Source organism: Streptomyces cyaneofuscatus (genome assembly GCF_042718795.1).
Taxonomy (GTDB): Bacteria; Actinomycetota; Actinomycetes; order Streptomycetales; family Streptomycetaceae; genus Streptomyces; species Streptomyces cyaneofuscatus_A.
Window position 1 is genome coordinate 65,355 of record NZ_JBHXOX010000010.1, and the last position, 15,864, is coordinate 81,218.

Consider the following 15,864-nt stretch of genomic DNA (forward strand, 5'->3'; position numbering starts at 1 on the left):
AGGCGTACTTCCCGGCTCACCGACGAGGACCAGGGCGGCGTCATGGTCTACCTCAACGAGGGCGCCCAGGTACGCTCAGATCGTCGTGGACTGGCTCTCAACGGCCGCCTCGACCGCGCGGTGCTCGACATGGTCGAACCCGCCCGGACGGACCACGAGGCCGTCGTCCGCTACGAGACCGTCCGTTCCGCGATGGACACCGCCCTCGCCACGATTCTGGGCGGCTTTGCCTGCACCGCCCGTCGGCCGGATGTGTTCGGCTTGGGCCACATCGTCGAACAGCCCCCCAACGCCAGCCTCGACTGTTCAGGGAGTTTCCGTGCCCGAGACTGACCACACCCGCCCTCGGCCCCGCGCCGACGTCGTCGCCTACCAGCATCCCGACCTGCCCGGTCTCCTGCTCTGCCTCGAGCACGGCGACACCTGGCCCGGTCTGATCCCGCTCGCTTCCGGAGATATCCCGTACGGCGGCTTCTGCACCTGGGGAACATCCGACATGCACGTCTGCAGCCGCGCCCTGCCCCCGAAGAAGCTCCCGCGGTGACCCACCCCGAACGCTCACAGCTTCCGTGAGCAGGCGGCGCCATGGAAGACCATGACCATGCCACCTTCGCGTCACCTCGGCCGGATTGGTGCATCGCGCGCGAGGGTCGAACAGAAGTGCTCTGCTGTTGTCCGAGTCATCCATAACCGTCTAGGAAAGGACACCTGCATGCCCATCATCGGCCCTGGCCCGGACGATCCCGAATACGACAACTACGATCCGAACTGGCAGGATCAGGACACCCCGTTCCGCCGCTGGCTCGTGACGCGGCTGGCCGCCGCCGACAGCGCTCTGCCGGCGGACTTCGTCACGATGTACGCGCCTGCCAACCGGTACAACGGGCTCGATGAGGAGAGCGTCGAGACCATCGCGCTCCTCACCGGCACCGACCCCAACGACGTACGGGCTGCGCACGCCGCCGACATCACCGACTGGATCAGCGAGCAGCAACTGCGCGATCACCCGGACCTTGTCTCGGTCGACGCGGACCTCGACCGCATCCGGCACCGGTCGTAAGCACGTTGCGTGAGGGCCGCATCCAGAGCGGTCGTCGCGGACCGGCTGTCCCGGCTTTATTCTCCCGCAATGAGGTACGAAATAGCGGCGTAGGCCATACCCTTTTCCCATGACAAAGCCTGACAGCGGAACAAGGTCGGCAAGTCACATCCTTCCGGCGCAGGAAATCCTGTTGGCCGTACCGAACGTGCGCAACTTCCGGGACGCTTGCATTTCCCCTATGCGGCCCGGAATCCTCTACCGATCCGGTTCTTTGAACCGGCTGACCGCAGTAGGCTCCGAGCGCCTCCGAGAGCTGGGCATCCGTACGGTGATCGACCTACGCAGTGGTGTCGAAAGCAACGTCTGGCCCGGGCAGACGCACGGGCTCGACATCGAATGGGTTCCGATTCCGGCGCTGCCTGAACTGGACGCCCTGAAGGCGATGGGCTTCACCGACTTCTCCGGCTTCGACGGCAAGCCGTGGCCCGTGGACCCAGCCGCCCTGTACCCCTTCATGGCGACCTACGGGGCTCCGGCGATCGCAGCGCTGATCAAGCGGCTGGCCGAGCCGACCGCGCTGCCAGCGGTCGTGCAGTGCGCCGTGGGCAAGGACCGCACAGGTCTCGCGGTGGCGGTGATCCAGTCGCTGCTGGGCGCGCCGTGGGACCAGGTCGTCGGGGATTACGTGCGGTCCAACGTCGAGCTGGAGCTGACGGCTGGACCGACGTCCTTCCAGGACGAGGCGGGGGTCACCCGGTACTCGCACCCGGTCAGTGAGTCCCTGCTGGCCTCGGCGATGGACACGATTCTGACCGGGTTCGGCTCCATCCCCGCATACCTGGCACCCCACGGAATCACGGAGGCCGACTTGGATGCCCTTCGCTCCAACCTGCTCGCCTGACCAGACCCGCCCAACTGCGCCCGCGATCCGGTGGATCGCGGGCGCAGTTGCGTGAGCACTCCGGCCGGCGCGGCCGCGCGTCGATGCCACGTCATCCGTTCGGGTGACGTTCACTACGCGACGCACCGCGTGATCGTCGTGCCGCCGACATCGACTCCCAGCATCGCCGCAGGCCAAGCCGGTGCGCTTTGATCAATTCGGATGCCGGAAGTATTGAATTCGATCTTGAGAATGCCGGACTCTACATGCAGCAGGGCGAGTTGGTCACCCCGGGGCCGCTGCGCAGGGCGGCTCGTATAACATCGCTTGGGTCGCAAGGCGAGCCCTGGTGTCCTAGCGTGGAAATGTGCTGCCAGTAGACCCATGGGCCGATTCGGGATCTAGGTATGGGAGCGGCTTAAATGACTGATGCGCCTGGTGGTGCGGTCATGCTTTCCGGCGGACGGATGACCGACGGCGTCGTCCGGGTAGCGGATTCCGTACGCAGACCGGTTTCGGATTCTTCGGAATTCGTCGCCACCCTCCTGAAAGTATTCGAGCAGCAAGAATTCGACGGCGCCCCGAAATATCTCGGTCAGGCCGACGGGATGGACATTCTGAGCTTTCTCCCGGGTGAGGTTCCGGCGCGTTTCCAGGTGTGGGAGGACGAACAGGTAGCGGCGGCCGGTGCGCTACTGAGGGCCATGCACGACGCCACGCGGGGTAGCGACCTGGCCGGCCGCTCGCCCGTGGTGTGTCACCACGATGCCGCCCCGAACAACGCCGTATTCGTCGACGGCCTGCCCACCGCATGGATCGACTTCGACACCGCGGCGCCCGGCTCGCCCCTGGAAGACCTCGGATACGCCGCGTGGACGTGGTGCATCGCGTCCAAGTGCACCGTCCCGGTGGAACGGCAGGCGGAGCAGGTGAAGATCCTTGCCGACGCCTACGGCATTCAGGGGCCGGAGCGCGGTGCGGTGGTCGACGCCATCCTGGAGCGGCAGGCGCGCAACGCCCGGTTCTGGGCGGAGCTGATGGCCTCGCCCGAAACCGCGCCCGCCGAGCCCGAGGTGCTGGCCTCCCGGATCGAGTGGAGCCGCCGCGAGTTCGCGTTCACCGCATCGAACCGGTCGGTGTTCGAGGACGCTCTGGCCTGACCTGGCCCTTCGTGCGTCAGACGGTGGGCGGGGCCAGGACCGGCGCCGGGGGCAGCCCGAACATCGAGCCGCTGGTCCGTGCCAGTGCCGCGACGTCCACGACTTCGCCCCCTTCCGTGGTGTAGGGGGAGATGTTCCGGTCCAGCCTGGGGTTGACCAGGAAGAGTGTGGTGATGCGCCGCTCCAGCTGGTGGTTGCGGACCTGGTGGTAGAGCGGCGGGATCCGGCCGGCGGTCATCGCGGTGAGCACGCTGCCGGGCATGACGAGCAGGCGGCCGTCACCGACGGCCGCCTGCTTCATCTCCCCGTCGGTCTCGATCTCCAGTCCGGGACCGTCGGAGGTGGCGAGGGTGAACAGGTGGCCGTCCTCGTGGCGGTCCTGGAGCAGGTCCCGCTCGGGTTCCCGGAGGTACCAGTTGATCTCCAGGTAGGACGAGGTACGGAACTGCAGGTCGTCGCGGTAGCCGAAGTGGTCGGCCAGGCCGGTCAGCACCCGGTCGGCGGCGTCGGCGGCGACCCGCCAGTACGCGCCCAGGGCTTTGAGGAACGGGGCGACGGAGGCGGCCTCGTACCCGGGAACCCTGGCCGGGTCGTTCGCCCAGTAGGTGAACGAGCTGTTCATGTCGGGCCGTTCGGGCCTGACGGAGTACTGGCGCCCGTAGGGCCGGTAGCCGAAGTTGAAGTCGCCGCTGCCGTGCCGGAGCTTGGTCTCCTCGTCCTGGCTGAAGAACCGAGCCGCGTGGGTGCGCAGCTCCGCGAGGACCTCGGCGTCTGCAGCGGGCAGCGGAATCGTCGCGTGGCCGCGGTCGAGGAGGTCGCGGGCCGGGCTGGTGAGGGACATGCGGGCGCTCCTGGGTGTCTCGGGCCTGGGTTACAGGAAGTAGAGCTGGCTGAGGGCGGTGGCCTGGGCGGGCGGAGAGCTGATGGGGTCGCCGTCGAGGGTGACCTGCCCGGTGCCCGGGTGAACGCGGACGTCGCTGAGCCGGTCGTTGCGCAGCATGGTGGCCAGGCCGATCGTGCGGGTGTCGCGGACGGCGACGCGGCGGCGCCGGGTCGGCAGGGTGTCGGTGCCGCTGTCGTGCGCGGACCGGCTGACGAAGGCGACGGACAGGTCGGCCGCGGTTGCCCCGTATGCGCCGACCTGCGGCCCGAGGACGAGGGGCTGGCTCGTCTCGGTGGAGGCGTTGGGGTCGCCGGTGACGCCCCAGGCGGGGTAGCCGGCCTTGACTACGAGCTGCGGCTTGGCACCGAAGTAGGCCGGGTTCCACAGCACGATGTCCGCGAGTCGGCCGGGGGTGAGCGCGCCGACCTCGTGGGCCATGCCGTGGGCGATGGCCGGGTTGATGGTGAGCTTGGCGATGTAGCGCAGGACGCGTTCGTTGTCGTCCCCGCCCGGCTCGGGGTCCAGGGCGCGCATCTTGGCGGCGATCGCGAAGGTGCGGCGGACGGTCTCCCCGATGCGTCCCATGGCCTGGGAGTCCGAGGAGGTGATGGGGATGACCCCGAGATCATGGAGGACGTCCTCGGCGCCGAGCGTGCCGGTGCGGATCCGGTCGTGGGCCATCCGCCGGCAGTCCGGATCGTCCGGGTCGAGCCGGTGGACGGTGGCAATCATGTGGAGGTGCTCGGCGGCGGTGTCGCGGGTGTAGGGCAGGCTCGGGTTGGTGGAGGATCCGATGATGTTCGCCAGGCCGGCCAGCTGCAGGACGTTCGGGGCGTGGCCGCCGCCGCAGCCCTCGACGTGGAAGGCGTGCAGGATACGGCCGCCGATGACCGCGAGGGTGTCCTGGACGAACATGGCCTCGTTGAGGGTGTCGCTGTGCAGCGCGACCTGCACGTCGTGGTCGTCGGCGACGGTCAGGGCGGTGTCCAGGGCGCGGGGGTGGGCGCCCATGTCCTCGTGGACCTTGAACCCGGAGGCGCCGCCCTGCTCCAGGGCGCGCAGCAGCGGGTCCGGGTGGGAGGAGGAGCCGCGGGCCAGCATGGCGATGTTGACCGGGAAGGCGTCGAAGGCGCGTAGGGCGTGGCGCAGTTCGGCGGGGCTGGTGACGCCGCAGCCCCAGGTCGGGCCGAAGTTCTGGGAGACGATCGTGGTGACCCCGGAGGCGAGGGCGGCGCCCATGATGCCGGGTGAGCAGAGGTGGACGTGGGTGTCGACGATGCCGGGGGTGGCGATGAGGCCCTCGCCGGGGATGACGGTGGTGCCGGTGCCCGCGAGGACGTCGACGCCTTCCAGGGTGTCGGGGTTGCCGGCGCGGCCGACGGCGGCGATGCGTCCGTCCTTGATGCCGATCGAGGCCTTGCGGATGCCGAGGACGGGGTCGACGAGTAGGACGTTGCTGACGATCAGGTCGCAGGTCCGGTCGGTGAGGCGGGCCTGGTAGTGGATGCCGTCGCGGCCGGTCTTGGCGTAGCCGGTCAGGAACTCCTCGCCCCGGCGTTGGGCGTCGGCTTCGACGCGCAGGGTCAGGCCGGTGTCGGCCAGGCGGACGCGGTCGCCGGTGGTGGGGCCGTGCTGCTGCGCGTAGGTGAGGTGGCTGCTCACAGGTCGCCTTCCTGGTCGGTGGTGGGGCCGGTGTCGAGGTAGCCGGCGACGTGGGCGCGGGTGAGCGCCCTCTCGCGTGCGCCGGGGGCGTCCAGGGGGCCGTCGACCAGGCCGGCGAAGCCGATGACGACTCGGTCGCCGCCGATCGGGGTCAGCTCGACCTGCTGGGTGGTGCCGGGTTCGAAGCGGGTGCTGGCGCCGACGGGCAGGGCGAGGTGGCGGCCGTAGGCGGCACGGCGGTCGAGGGCCAGGGCGCGGTTGGCCTCGAAGAAGTGGAAGTACGAGGTGACGGTGACCGGCACGTCGGCGGTGTTGGTGACCTCGACCCGCACGATGTCGGCCAGCTCGGGCGGCGGCTGGTCGGCGGGCAGGACGGCACCGGGGGCGTGGGCCGGGTCGGCGGGCGGGCCGAGGGGGTGGGTGATGACGATGAGCTTGGAGCCGTCGGCGAAGACGGCCTCGACCTGGATCTCGGTCAGGATGCCCGGCACCTCGGGCAGCACGTCCGCGGCGGTGAGGGCCGCGCGCCCGGCGGCGACCGCCTCCTCGAGCCGGCCACCGTCCCGGGCGGCCTCGCACGCGGCGTGCGCGATGAGCGCGGTCGCCTCGGGCACGTTGAGCTTCACGCCGCGCTGGTGGCGCTCGCGGGCCAGCAGGGTGGCCGTGTACAGCAGCAGCCGTCCCTGCTCGGCGGGGGTCAGGTGCACGGCGTCTCCTTCCGGACGGGGGCGGTCGGGTTCATTCGCCGATGACCACGCCGCACGCCTTGGCGTGGGAGCGGATCGTGGCGCGGGCCTGGGCGAGGTCGTCGAAGGTGATCTCGGGCATCAGCGCGAGGGTGTAGTCCCGCATCGCGTCCTCCGGCATCACCACGTCCTGGTGCGCCCAGCGGGCCGAGACGGCGGCGAGGGTGGCGTCGTCGGCGACCGTGAGGCCGAGCTTCGCGGCGGCCTGCCGGGCGGCGTCGGGGGTGGTGAGGTAGGTGTAGTCGCGGGCGCCGGGCTGCGGGGAGAGCACCTCCGCGTCGATCGCCGAGAACACGCCGTGCTTGCCGCCTTCGGTGATCAGGGCCAGGATCCGCTCGAGATTCTCGGTCAGCAGGGCCCGGGTCATGCCGATGTGGCCGACGACGAAACCGGCGCGGATCAGCATGCCGTGGTCGCGGGCGACCGTGATCGCCTGCGAGTTGAGCTCGTACAGCTTCTCGGCCTCGGCGAGGACGTTGCGGCGGCGTCCGCCGACCGGCTTGTTCATCGCGGCGAGGGATGTCGCGGCGCCGGCGTCCATGCCGATCATGATCTGGCGCACTCCGAGAGCGGTGAGCAGCGCGGTCTTGCGGGGGTCGGCGATGCCGTCGGCGCGGCCGTACCCGACCAGGAGGGGCCGCTCGTCCTCGCTGAGGGCGGACCACCAGGCGGGGGCGTTCGCGGTCATGCCGGTCAGCAGCTGGGCGAACGTCAGGGGCAGTTCGTCGGCGGTCAGGTAGTGGTAGTCGTAGCCGGCGTTCCAGGCGGCCTCGATGGCGGCCCACGCCTGGGCGGGGGTGAGCTGGTTGCGCCACAGCTGTCCGGGGTGGATGGAGCAGAAGGAGCAGGCGTCGTCGGCGGCGAACTTCACGCAGCCGCGGCCGATGTCGACCGGCATGCCGGCCGTGACGGTTCGTCCGAGCAGTTCGTGGATCCGCGGGGCGATCCGGTGGCCGAACTGCCGGGTGTACAGCGGCGTCTGGGGGAAGGCCCGGTCCACCAGGGTGTAGTCGTAGCCGGAGAAGACCGGCTCGGCCCGCGAAGCGGTGGTGTGGACGAGGCCGTCGGCGCGGTACACCAGACCCGGGAACGCCGTCGGGTCGATCGGCGCCGCGGCCCGTAAGGCGCCGATCAGGTCGGTGAAGGGGCCCACGACCTCGTTGCCGACGAATCCGTAGTCCAGGCTGGGGGACGCGTTCATGCACGCCGTGGCCAGGGAGCTGAAGTGGTCGTTGCCCGCGACGGTGGTGATCCGGGTGTCGGTGTCCTTGGCGTGCCGGGCGATCAGGACGCCGGCCTCGTAGTTCGCGGTCAGCATGCCCAGGCAGACCGCCAGGATCCGGTCGGCGTGGGCGGTGATGTACTCCAGGACGTCGTCCAGGGGCGTGATCGTGCCGTCGACGTAGACCGGCTCCAGGGCGGGATTCGTCGCCAGCGAGGAGACGAGGGACAGCGCGCCCAGGCACAGGAAGTCCGACCAGTCGGAGTGCTCCTCGGGGCGGGTGACGTTCAGCAGCCGGCCGGTGATGACGGTGTTGGAGTTCGGCGGGACGACGACCAGGACAAGATCACGGGGCATGGCGGTCTGCTCTCTGCAGGGTCGGGGGCGCGCCCGGCGGGGCGCGCGGCTCACAGGTGGCCGGCCGGCCTACGGCTGAAGCTGCGGCCAGCGGTCGGACAGGGACTTCGCGAGGTGGTGCATGGCGGCGGCGGAGCGCCCGGCGGGCAGGCGGCGGTGCTCCCGTTGCCAGCGGTGGCGGCGCAGCGCGACGAGCACGGCCGCGCACAGGGCCGCGTCGCGCACCAGGTCGCCGTTCAGCGCGGCTCCGCTGCCCTGCTGGTAGCCGTCCAGCAGGTGGCGGGCGCGTCGGGGGGAGAATCCGCGCCGGCCGCACAGGCCGAGCAGCGCCATCCCCACGTCCAAGTGGGGCAAGTCCAGCGAGCCGTCCTCCCAGTCGAGGAAGACCAGGCTCCGGCCGCCGCGGACGACGATGTTGTCCGAAAACAGATCGCCGTGGACCGGAACATGGGGGGCGTCGTGCTCGGTGACGTGGCCAACGGCGTGCCAGGTTGAGCGCGCCCACTGGGCGAACGGCCCGTCCGGCAGCGAGTCCAGGGTGTCGGCGTCGTCGCCGTGCAGCCGCAGGTGCGGGAGCAGCGCACTGTCGAAGCCGGCCGCCGCGGTGCGGTGCACCCGCCCGAGGAGGAGCCCGGCCTCGTGGATCAGGCGGACCGGCAGTCGGGCGGGGCTGCGCCCGTCGACGAAGTCGCAGACGATGACCGGCCGCCCGCCGTGCTGGGTGACCCAGCCGCCGGCGCGCAGCGGCCGCAGCCGCGGTGCCGGGGCGCCGGTGAGCTCCAGGTGCCGCAAGAAGCGTGCGTACTCCTCGGCCTGCGCCGGCGACTTCTTGTTCAGCACGGTCACCACGACCGTGCCGGTGGCCGTCTGCGCCTTGAGGTGGGCGTTCTCCATGCCGCCCGAAAACGGCCGCGCCCGGCGCAGCATCAGGCCGTACGCGTCGAGCAGCTCGGCGGCGTCCAGCTCGGAGAGCGGCTCCGCTGCCGCGGCGGTGCTCACCGGGCCTCCAGCCGGGTCGTAGACAGGATGGCGGTGATGTCGGCGAGGGTGGTGTGGGGGTTGGTGACGGCGCGCAGCGCCTGGTCGAGGCCGCCGAGCGTGGCCGCGATGGCGGGCCGGGTGGCGGTGTCGGTGCGCCAGGTCAGCGTTCCGGCCAGGTGGCCGGCGTGCTCGTCCAGGACCCAGCGCTGCGCAATGCTGGTCGGCGCGCGGCGGGGGCCCCACCGCTCCAGGTCGATGTCCTGGCAGTGCAGGCCGTCCAGGGTCAGCGAGGTGGTGCGCATCGTGTTGAGCGCGAGCGTCACCCGGTACAGCGGGCCCGGCCCGAGGGCGCCGGTGTCGCGCAGGTCCTGGTAGAGGTCCTGGATGGGCAGGGCCTGGTGCTCGATGGCCTCGGTGACGGCGGTGTTCGCCTGCGTCACCAGATCCCCGGCGGTCATCGTCGGGTCGACGTGCAGTCGGATCACGGCGGTGTTCACGAAGTAGCCGATCAGGTGCTCGGCTCCGGGCCGGGCCCGGTTGGAGATCATCATGCCGATCCGCACGTCCCGCTCGCCGTCGGCGTGGTGCAGGACCAGGGCGAGCGCGGCGAGGAACGGTCCGGCCACTCCGCCGCGCTGCGCGCTGGTGGCCGCGGTCTCGCGCAGGCTCCGGACGAGGTCGGCCGGCACGAGGACCGGGTCGACGTCCACCCGGCTGAGGCCGTCGGCCTGCTGCTCGGCCCGGTGGCCGGGCAGCGGCGGGGCGAGTCGGCGGCGCCAGTAGGCGAGCTGGCGCTGCTCCTCGGGGCCGCCGCGCTCGGCGCGCATCTGCCGGCTGTGGGCGGCGAAGCTGCGGGGGATGGCGGGCAGGTCCGCGTCCCGCCCGGCCCGGGCGGCGTTGTAGAGCTCGGACAGGTCGCGGTAGAGGACGCCGATGGACCAGCCGTCGCTGACGGCGTGGTGGATCTGCAGCAGCAGGACGTGCCTCTCCTGGTCCAGGCGCAGCAGGTGGACGCGGAAGAGCAGGTCGTGGCGGGGGTCGACCAGCTGGGCTGGGGCGTGGCGCAGCAGTTCCTCGGCCGTGGGGAACTCCTGCCCGGCCGCGACGGCGTGCGCCCCGAGGCTCATCGGGTCCGGGGCGCGGTCGGTGACGAGCTGGACGGGCGCGCCATCGGGACGCCGGCGGAAGGTGGTGCGCAGCGCGGACTGCCGGGCCACGAGCGCGGTGACGGCGCGCCGGAGGGCGGCGACGTCCAGGGGGCCGTCGATGCGGATGGCGCCGGTGTCGATCGGGCGCAGCCGGGTCGGCGTGCCCGGAGTGGGCCAGGAGCCGTCGGGCAGGACGAACTCGGCGTCGAACAGGCGCTCCTGGCCGGGTGAGAGCGGCGCGATGTCGGTGACGAGCGAGGGCTCGCCGGCGGCGGTGGTCGCGGTCATGCGGGCTCTCCCTCGGTGGCGGGGTGGTCGGGGATGCCTCCGAGGAGGGTGTGCAGCAGTACGAGGCGTTCGCCGCCGGGCAGCAGCCAGCGAATGCGGTCGAAGTCGAGGCCGTGCACCGGGGCCAGAGCGAGGCCCGCTCCGATGGCGGTGTGGCACAGCAGTTGGCCGATGTAGCCGGCGTTCAGCAGGGCGAGGGGTTCGGCGTCGCATCCGTACAGCGGGGCGGACTCGGCGGGGTCGGTCGCCAGGATGATGCTGAACGCCGCGGTGTTCGCCAGGGGCCTGTTGGCCGGGCCGAGGTGGATGCCGGGGTCGAGGTCGATGTCCGGGGCGTGGGGGGTGAGGTCGTGGGCGTCGGGGTGGTAGCCGTACAGGCCGCCGGGCAGGCCCTGTACGCGGCCGGGCCGCACGTGGAGGTGGACCTGGACGGCGTACAGGCCGCCGGCTGAGGGGTAGAGGAAGGCGGGTCGGCCGCCGGCGTCGGTGCGGCGCAGGCTGTCCAGCAGGTCGGCGAGCGCGTCCAGGGTGACCGGGCGGGGGTCGAAGGTGCGCGGGGTGCGGCGCCGGGCCCGGATGTCCAGGTGGCCGGGTGCCCGTTCGGGCAGGGCGCGGGAGGCGGGCGCCGGGCCGTGTGCGGGCCGGGCGGCGCGGAAGGCGGCCCGCTCGGCGGGGTCGGTCAGCTGCGGCCAGCTGGACCACACTCCCGGTACGGCCGACACCGGGGCGTCGGTGGGCTCGGAGTTGTGCTGGAGGAGGGTGCGCAGGGTCGGGGCGGCGTAGAAGGCTTTGAGGTCGGGGCGCCGGCCGGTGTGCTGTTCGACGGTGTTGGCCAGCCGGATCACGTCGACGGAGGTGATCCCGAAGGCGAGCAGGTCCTCGTCCAGGCCGGGCCGTCCGGGCACGATCGCGGCCAGCGCCGCCCGCAGCTCCTTCTCCAGGCCGGTGTCGTGGCGGGCGGGCCCGGTGGTGGGCTGCGGTGCTCGGTGGCCGGGGTCTGCGGCGAGGCGTTCCAGCGCGCTGCGGTTGACTTTGCTGGTGGCGGTCAGGGGCAGCGCGGGCAGGATGGTGAGCGCGGCCGGGAGCATGTGGGCGGGCAGGCGGCGGGCGAGGTCGGCGCGTACCGCGTCCGGGGGGCGGGTGGTGACGGCGAAGGCGGCCAGGCGCAGCTTGGTGCGCTCGCCGGTGGCGACGACGGCGGCCTGCTCGACGCCGGGCACCGCGCGCAGCGCCGTCTCGACCTCGCGCAGCTCGACGCGGTAGCCGCGGATCTTGACCTGGGCGTCGCGGCGGCCGAGGAACTCCAGGGTGCCGTCGGGGCGCATCCGGCCCCAGTCTCCGGTGCGGTAGAGCCTGCGGCCGGTGCGTCCGTCGAAGACGAACGCGGCCTCGGTCAGCTCCGGGGCCTGCCAGTAGCCCAGCGCGGTGCCGTGGCCGCTGATGTACAGCTGTCCGGGGACGTGTGCGGGACACGGCAGCAGCTGGTCGTCGAGGACCTGGACGCTCTGCCCGGTCATCGCGGTGCCGTACGGGATGCTCGACCAGGCCGGGTCGAGGTTGCCGATCTCGTGGAGGATCGACCAGATCGAGCCCTCGGTGGCGCCGCCGAGGCTGACGATCCGGCACTTCGGGGCGAGCTCGCGCAGCCGTCCGGGCAGTTGCAGGGGGATCCAGTCGCCGCTGAGCAGGCACACCCGCATGCCCTCCAGCACCGTGTCGCCCGGGGGCAGGGTGTCCAGGAGCAGGTCCATCAGCACTGGCACCGAGTTCCACACGGTGACGTGCTCGGCGCGGGCCAGGGCGGTCCAGGCGGCGGGGTCGAGGCGCTGGTCGCGGGTGGGCACCACCAGGGTGGCGCCGGCCGCGAGGGTGCCGAACAGGTCCCAGACGGCGAGGTCGAACGTGGCCGGGGACACCGCCAGCACCGCGTCCGTCGCACCGATGCCGAAGCGCTCGTTGACGTCGAGAACCGTGTTGAGCGCTCCCTGGTGGGAGATCATGACGCCCTTGGGCCGGCCGGTGGAGCCCGAGGTGTAGATCACGTACGCGAGGTCCTCGGCCGTGCGGCCGCGCTGCGCCCGGCCCACCGTCGGGTCGCTTGTGGGGGTGGGGTCGTCGGTGAGGAGGACGGTCAGGCCGGCGGGCAGGCGGGTGCGGGCCCGGGTCTCCTGCTCGGTGACGACGACCGCGGCACCGGTGGCGGCCAGGAGGTCGTGGAGGCGTTCGGCGGGCCAGGCGGGGTCCAGGGGAACGTAGGCGTATCCGGCGAGCAGGACGCCCAGCGTGGCGGCGACCTGCTCGCGACCGGGCCGGCACAGTACGGCGACGAGTTCGCCGTCAGGCTCTGCGGCGGTGACCTGGTCGGCGATCTGCCGGGCCGCGGCGGCGAGTTCGCCGTAGGTGGTGCGCTCGCCGTCGCACACGATCGCGGTGCGCCGCGGGTGCCGGCGGGCCTGCTCGATGAACGGCTGGTGCAGGAGCCGGTTGCCACCGAGCGGCTCGGCGAGCTCGGGTGCCGGAGCGGGAGCGCCGAGGCGGGGCCGCTCGGTGGCGCCGGGGTCGTCGATCAGGGTGCGCAGCTGGGCGGCGTGGTCCTCGAGCATCGCCTGGACCAGGCCGTCGGGCAGGCGGCCGTCGACGGTGTCGAGGTTGATCACGAGGTGGCCGTCGGCCTGGTAGGTCTGGTAGTCGACCAGGACCTGCGGGGTCTGGCCGATCCCGAACCCGATGGTGCCGGGGAACGGGGTGGCCGGTTCGGAGCCGGGCACCTCCAGGTCGAGGGTGCTGGTGAACACGACGGGCGCGGCGGCCGCGGTCCGGTCCCGGGCCTCCCGCAGGTCCCGCAGGACATCGACTCCGCTGTAGCGGGCGTGGTCGAGGTCGGCCCACAGCTGGCGCTGCAGCGCGCGCAGCCGCTGGGCGAACGTCGGCGCGCCCAGGTCGATGCCGGTCAGGACGGTGGAGGTGAAGTCGCCGACGATCTGGTTGATCTGCGGATGGACGTCGGGCCGGTTGTAGATGGTGGTGTTGAGCAGGAAGGTGCTGCTGTTGGTGAACCGTCCCAGCGTCTCGGCGAAGACGGCCATCAGCAGCGCGGACAGGGTCGCGCCGTGCGCGGCGGCAACCCGGCGCAGCGCGGTGAGGTCGTCGGCGGGCAGGCGCAGTTGCAGCCGGGAGAACCGCGGCCCGCCGGCCGGGTCAGCGGGTTCGGGCAGGAGCGGCAGCGCGGGCGGTGCGGGCAGGGCCGGGAGCTTCGCCCGCCAGTAGGCGCGGTCGCGCTCAAAGCGCGGGCCGGTGGCCAGGGCGGGCAGGTGGGCCACGTAGTCGGCGAAGGTCAGCTCGAGCATGGGCAGTTCGGCGCCCGGGTCCACGTAGAGAGCGCGGGCCTCGCGGTAGAGGATCTGCCAGCTCAGCGCGTCGCCGATGAGGAGGTCGAAGCTGAGGAACAGACGGGTGACCCGGTCGGGCAGTAGGGCCGCCTCGATGGTGAACAGCGGCCAGGTGCCGGTGTCGCGGCGGGCGTGGGCCAGGCGCTCGCGTACCTGGGCGAGCTGCGCCTCAGGGTCGGGGTCGGAGCGCAGATCCGTGGTGTGGATCCGGTAGGGCGGGACGTCGGTGAGGATCTGCTGGCGGCCGTCGGGGGTGGTGACGGCGCGCAGCATCGGGTGCCGGTCGATCAGGGCCCGCCACACGGCGGTCAGCCGCTCCAGGTCGACCTCGGGCAGGTCGGCCTCGGTGTAGAGGTGGGAGTCGACTCCGCCGAGGTCGAAGTCCGCGTTGCGTCCGGTCCAGTAGGCCTGCTGGATGCCGGTCAGCGCGAACGGCTGCCCGGCGCCGGTGGGCGGGGCTGGGGTGAGCGGCGGTAGCGGGTCGGGGGCGGTGGTCTCGGCGGTGAGGAGGTGGCGCACCCGGGTGGCCAGCGCCCTGGGGGTGCCACCGGTGAGGAGGTCGCCGAGGGTGAGATCGACGCCGAGCGCGGTCCGTAACCGGGTCGCGAGCCGCAGCGCCAGCAGCGAGTGCCCGCCCGCTGCGAGGAAATCATCGTCGGCGCCGACCGGCCGGCTGAGGACGTCGGCGAAGGCGTCGGTCAGCACCCACACCAGCGGGTCGCTGCCGTCGGCCGTCCGGCTGGGCGCCGGGAGGTCGCCCGTCTGGGGCTGGCGGGGCTGGAAGGGGGTGAGGTCGCCGGTGGCCGCGGCCAGGTCGGTGACCCGAACCGTCGCCTCGCCGGCCAGCCGGTGCAGCATCGAGTGCAGGGTGTGCAGCGCGGCGCGGGCGTCGTCGTCACCTGTGCGGGTGCGGTCGTTGACCAGGCGCAGCCGCAATCCGTCGAAGATCTCGACGACCAGGGCGAGCGGGTGGCGGGTGCGTCCGCCCTCGGACCGGATCCCGGCAGTCTCCAGCACCAGGCCGGCCCGGGAGCCGCGGTCGCCGGTGTGCGGGTAGTTGGCGATCGACACCACGCTGTCGTACAGGGCGCCGCCCGGCGCGAGGTCGGCCCCGACATACAGCTCCGCGGTGGAGCAGGCGCTGTTCGCCTCGGCCTCGGCGAGCAGGTCCTGGATGGCGCTCACCCAGCGGCCGGCGTCCCCTACCGGGGCGGGCAGCCGGATCGGCATAGTCGTCGCGACGGGCCCGATCAGGTCGGCGACGCCGGGGAAGGCGGCCGTGCGCCCCGAGAGGGTGACTCCGATGGCGATGTCGTCGCGGCCGCGCTGCCGGGCGGCGACCAGGCCCCAACAGGAGATCAGCACGGCCGCCGCCGTGGTGCCGTGCGCGCGGGCGAAGCCGTCCAAGGCCTCGGCGGTGGCCGCGTCCACGTCGAGGTGGTGCTGCCCGTGCCGCTCCTGGTCCGGGAGCGGCGAGTGCTCGGCGACCGCGGGCAGCGGCTGGTACCCGGCCAGGCGCCCCGTCCAGTACGCCCGCTGCCGGCTGCGGTCCTGGGCGGCGAGCCAGCGCGCGTACGCGCCGAACCGCGCCCGCGCGGCCGGGACGTCCCCGGCGTAGCGCTGCAGGAGTTCGTCGACGAGCGCGAGGTGCGACCAGCCGTCCAGCACGCTGTGGTGGTGGGTCCACACCAGGTGGTGCCGCTCACCGTCGAGGTGCTGGACGACCAGGCGCAGCAGCGGTGGCCGCGTCAGGTCGAACGGCTCGGCCCGCTGGGCGCGCAGCAGCTCTTCCAGGTCGGTCTGCAGGCGGTCGGTGTCGTGACGGCGGCTGTCCACGACGCCGATCGCGCTCTCACTCCGGGTGAGGACGACTTGCTGCGGATCGGCGGCCAGGTTCCAGGCGAGGCCGGTCCGCAGGATCTCGTGGCTGGCGATCATCCCCGCCAGGGCGCGCTCCAGGCGGGAGACCTCCAGCGGCCCGGCCAGGGGGAGAACGGCCTGCTCGACGAACAGGGCGTCCTCGGGGGCGGCGAGCGTGCCGAGAAGGAAGCCCTGCTGCACGGGGGTGGCGGGGTGGACTGCGGCGATCGTGCGGTCGGTCATGAT

12 protein-coding genes are annotated in these 15,864 nt (G+C 72.4%); 5 read left to right on the forward strand and 7 right to left on the reverse strand.

What is annotated here, in order from left to right:
* Window positions 1-42: 42 nt before the first annotated feature.
* From ACFWRT_RS13530 to ACFWRT_RS13550, 5 genes are all read left to right on the forward strand, one after another.
* Window positions 43-333 (forward strand): hypothetical protein, encoded by a 291-nt coding sequence (locus tag ACFWRT_RS13530; protein WP_380949211.1) that lies wholly within the window; start codon window positions 43-45, stop codon window positions 331-333.
* Window positions 320-544: a hypothetical protein gene (locus tag ACFWRT_RS13535; RefSeq protein WP_380949210.1), complete on the forward strand. Its 225-nt coding sequence runs from the start codon at window positions 320-322 to the stop codon at window positions 542-544. Before ACFWRT_RS13530 ends, ACFWRT_RS13535 begins: the two co-directional genes overlap by 14 nt.
* A gap of 168 nt (window positions 545-712) precedes the next feature.
* Window positions 713-1,060: a hypothetical protein gene (locus ACFWRT_RS13540; protein ID WP_380949209.1), complete on the forward strand. Its 348-nt coding sequence runs from the start codon at window positions 713-715 to the stop codon at window positions 1,058-1,060.
* 109 nt (window positions 1,061-1,169) lie between these two features.
* Window positions 1,170-1,943: a tyrosine-protein phosphatase gene (locus tag ACFWRT_RS13545; RefSeq protein WP_380949208.1), complete on the forward strand. Its 774-nt coding sequence runs from the start codon at window positions 1,170-1,172 to the stop codon at window positions 1,941-1,943.
* 401 nt (window positions 1,944-2,344) lie between these two features.
* On the forward strand, window positions 2,345-3,082 hold the full coding sequence (locus tag ACFWRT_RS13550) for a phosphotransferase family protein (protein WP_380949207.1): 738 nt from the start codon (window positions 2,345-2,347) through the stop codon (window positions 3,080-3,082).
* Window positions 3,083-3,098: 16 nt separating this feature from the next.
* On the opposite strand, the gene ACFWRT_RS13555 is transcribed toward ACFWRT_RS13550, so the two are convergent.
* From ACFWRT_RS13555 to ACFWRT_RS13585, 7 genes are all read right to left on the reverse strand, one after another.
* Window positions 3,099-3,923: a hypothetical protein gene (locus ACFWRT_RS13555; protein ID WP_380949206.1), complete on the reverse strand. Its 825-nt coding sequence runs from the start codon at window positions 3,921-3,923 to the stop codon at window positions 3,099-3,101.
* 30 nt (window positions 3,924-3,953) lie between these two features.
* Window positions 3,954-5,627, reverse strand: coding sequence for an urease subunit alpha (locus tag ACFWRT_RS13560; protein ID WP_380949205.1), 1,674 nt, complete (start codon window positions 5,625-5,627; stop codon window positions 3,954-3,956).
* On the reverse strand, window positions 5,624-6,334 hold the full coding sequence (gene ureA / locus ACFWRT_RS13565; RefSeq protein WP_380949204.1) for an urease subunit gamma: 711 nt from the start codon (window positions 6,332-6,334) through the stop codon (window positions 5,624-5,626). Before ureA ends, ACFWRT_RS13560 begins: the two co-directional genes overlap by 4 nt.
* 31 nt (window positions 6,335-6,365) lie before the next feature.
* Window positions 6,366-7,952, reverse strand: coding sequence for a radical SAM protein (locus ACFWRT_RS13570; protein ID WP_380949203.1), 1,587 nt, complete (start codon window positions 7,950-7,952; stop codon window positions 6,366-6,368).
* A gap of 69 nt (window positions 7,953-8,021) precedes the next feature.
* The gene (locus ACFWRT_RS13575; protein ID WP_380949202.1) at window positions 8,022-8,951 is read right to left on the reverse strand and encodes a phosphotransferase enzyme family protein; all 930 of its coding nucleotides are present in this window, start codon (window positions 8,949-8,951) and stop codon (window positions 8,022-8,024) included.
* Window positions 8,948-10,369: a condensation domain-containing protein gene (locus tag ACFWRT_RS13580; protein ID WP_380949201.1), complete on the reverse strand. Its 1,422-nt coding sequence runs from the start codon at window positions 10,367-10,369 to the stop codon at window positions 8,948-8,950. Before ACFWRT_RS13580 ends, ACFWRT_RS13575 begins: the two co-directional genes overlap by 4 nt.
* On the reverse strand, window positions 10,366-15,861 hold the full coding sequence (locus ACFWRT_RS13585) for a non-ribosomal peptide synthetase (RefSeq protein ID WP_380949200.1): 5,496 nt from the start codon (window positions 15,859-15,861) through the stop codon (window positions 10,366-10,368). Before ACFWRT_RS13585 ends, ACFWRT_RS13580 begins: the two co-directional genes overlap by 4 nt.
* Window positions 15,862-15,864 lie beyond the last annotated feature (3 nt).

Bases quoted from the DNA above. Each gene is read 5' to 3' on its own strand.
- ACFWRT_RS13530 (WP_380949211.1), top strand. From the start codon at position 43: ATGGTCTACCTCAACGAGGGCGCCCAGGTACGCTCAGATCGTCGTGGA.
- ACFWRT_RS13540 (WP_380949209.1), top strand. From the start codon at position 713: ATGCCCATCATCGGCCCTGGCCCGGACGATCCCGAATACGACAACTAC.
- ACFWRT_RS13545 (WP_380949208.1), top strand. From the start codon at position 1,170: ATGACAAAGCCTGACAGCGGAACAAGGTCGGCAAGTCACATCCTTCCG.
- ACFWRT_RS13550 (WP_380949207.1), top strand. From the start codon at position 2,345: ATGACTGATGCGCCTGGTGGTGCGGTCATGCTTTCCGGCGGACGGATG.
- ACFWRT_RS13555 (WP_380949206.1), bottom strand. From the start codon at position 3,923: ATGTCCCTCACCAGCCCGGCCCGCGACCTCCTCGACCGCGGCCACGCG.
- ACFWRT_RS13570 (WP_380949203.1), bottom strand. From the start codon at position 7,952: ATGCCCCGTGATCTTGTCCTGGTCGTCGTCCCGCCGAACTCCAACACC.
- ACFWRT_RS13580 (WP_380949201.1), bottom strand. From the start codon at position 10,369: ATGACCGCGACCACCGCCGCCGGCGAGCCCTCGCTCGTCACCGACATC.
- ACFWRT_RS13585 (WP_380949200.1), bottom strand. From the start codon at position 15,861: ATGACCGACCGCACGATCGCCGCAGTCCACCCCGCCACCCCCGTGCAG.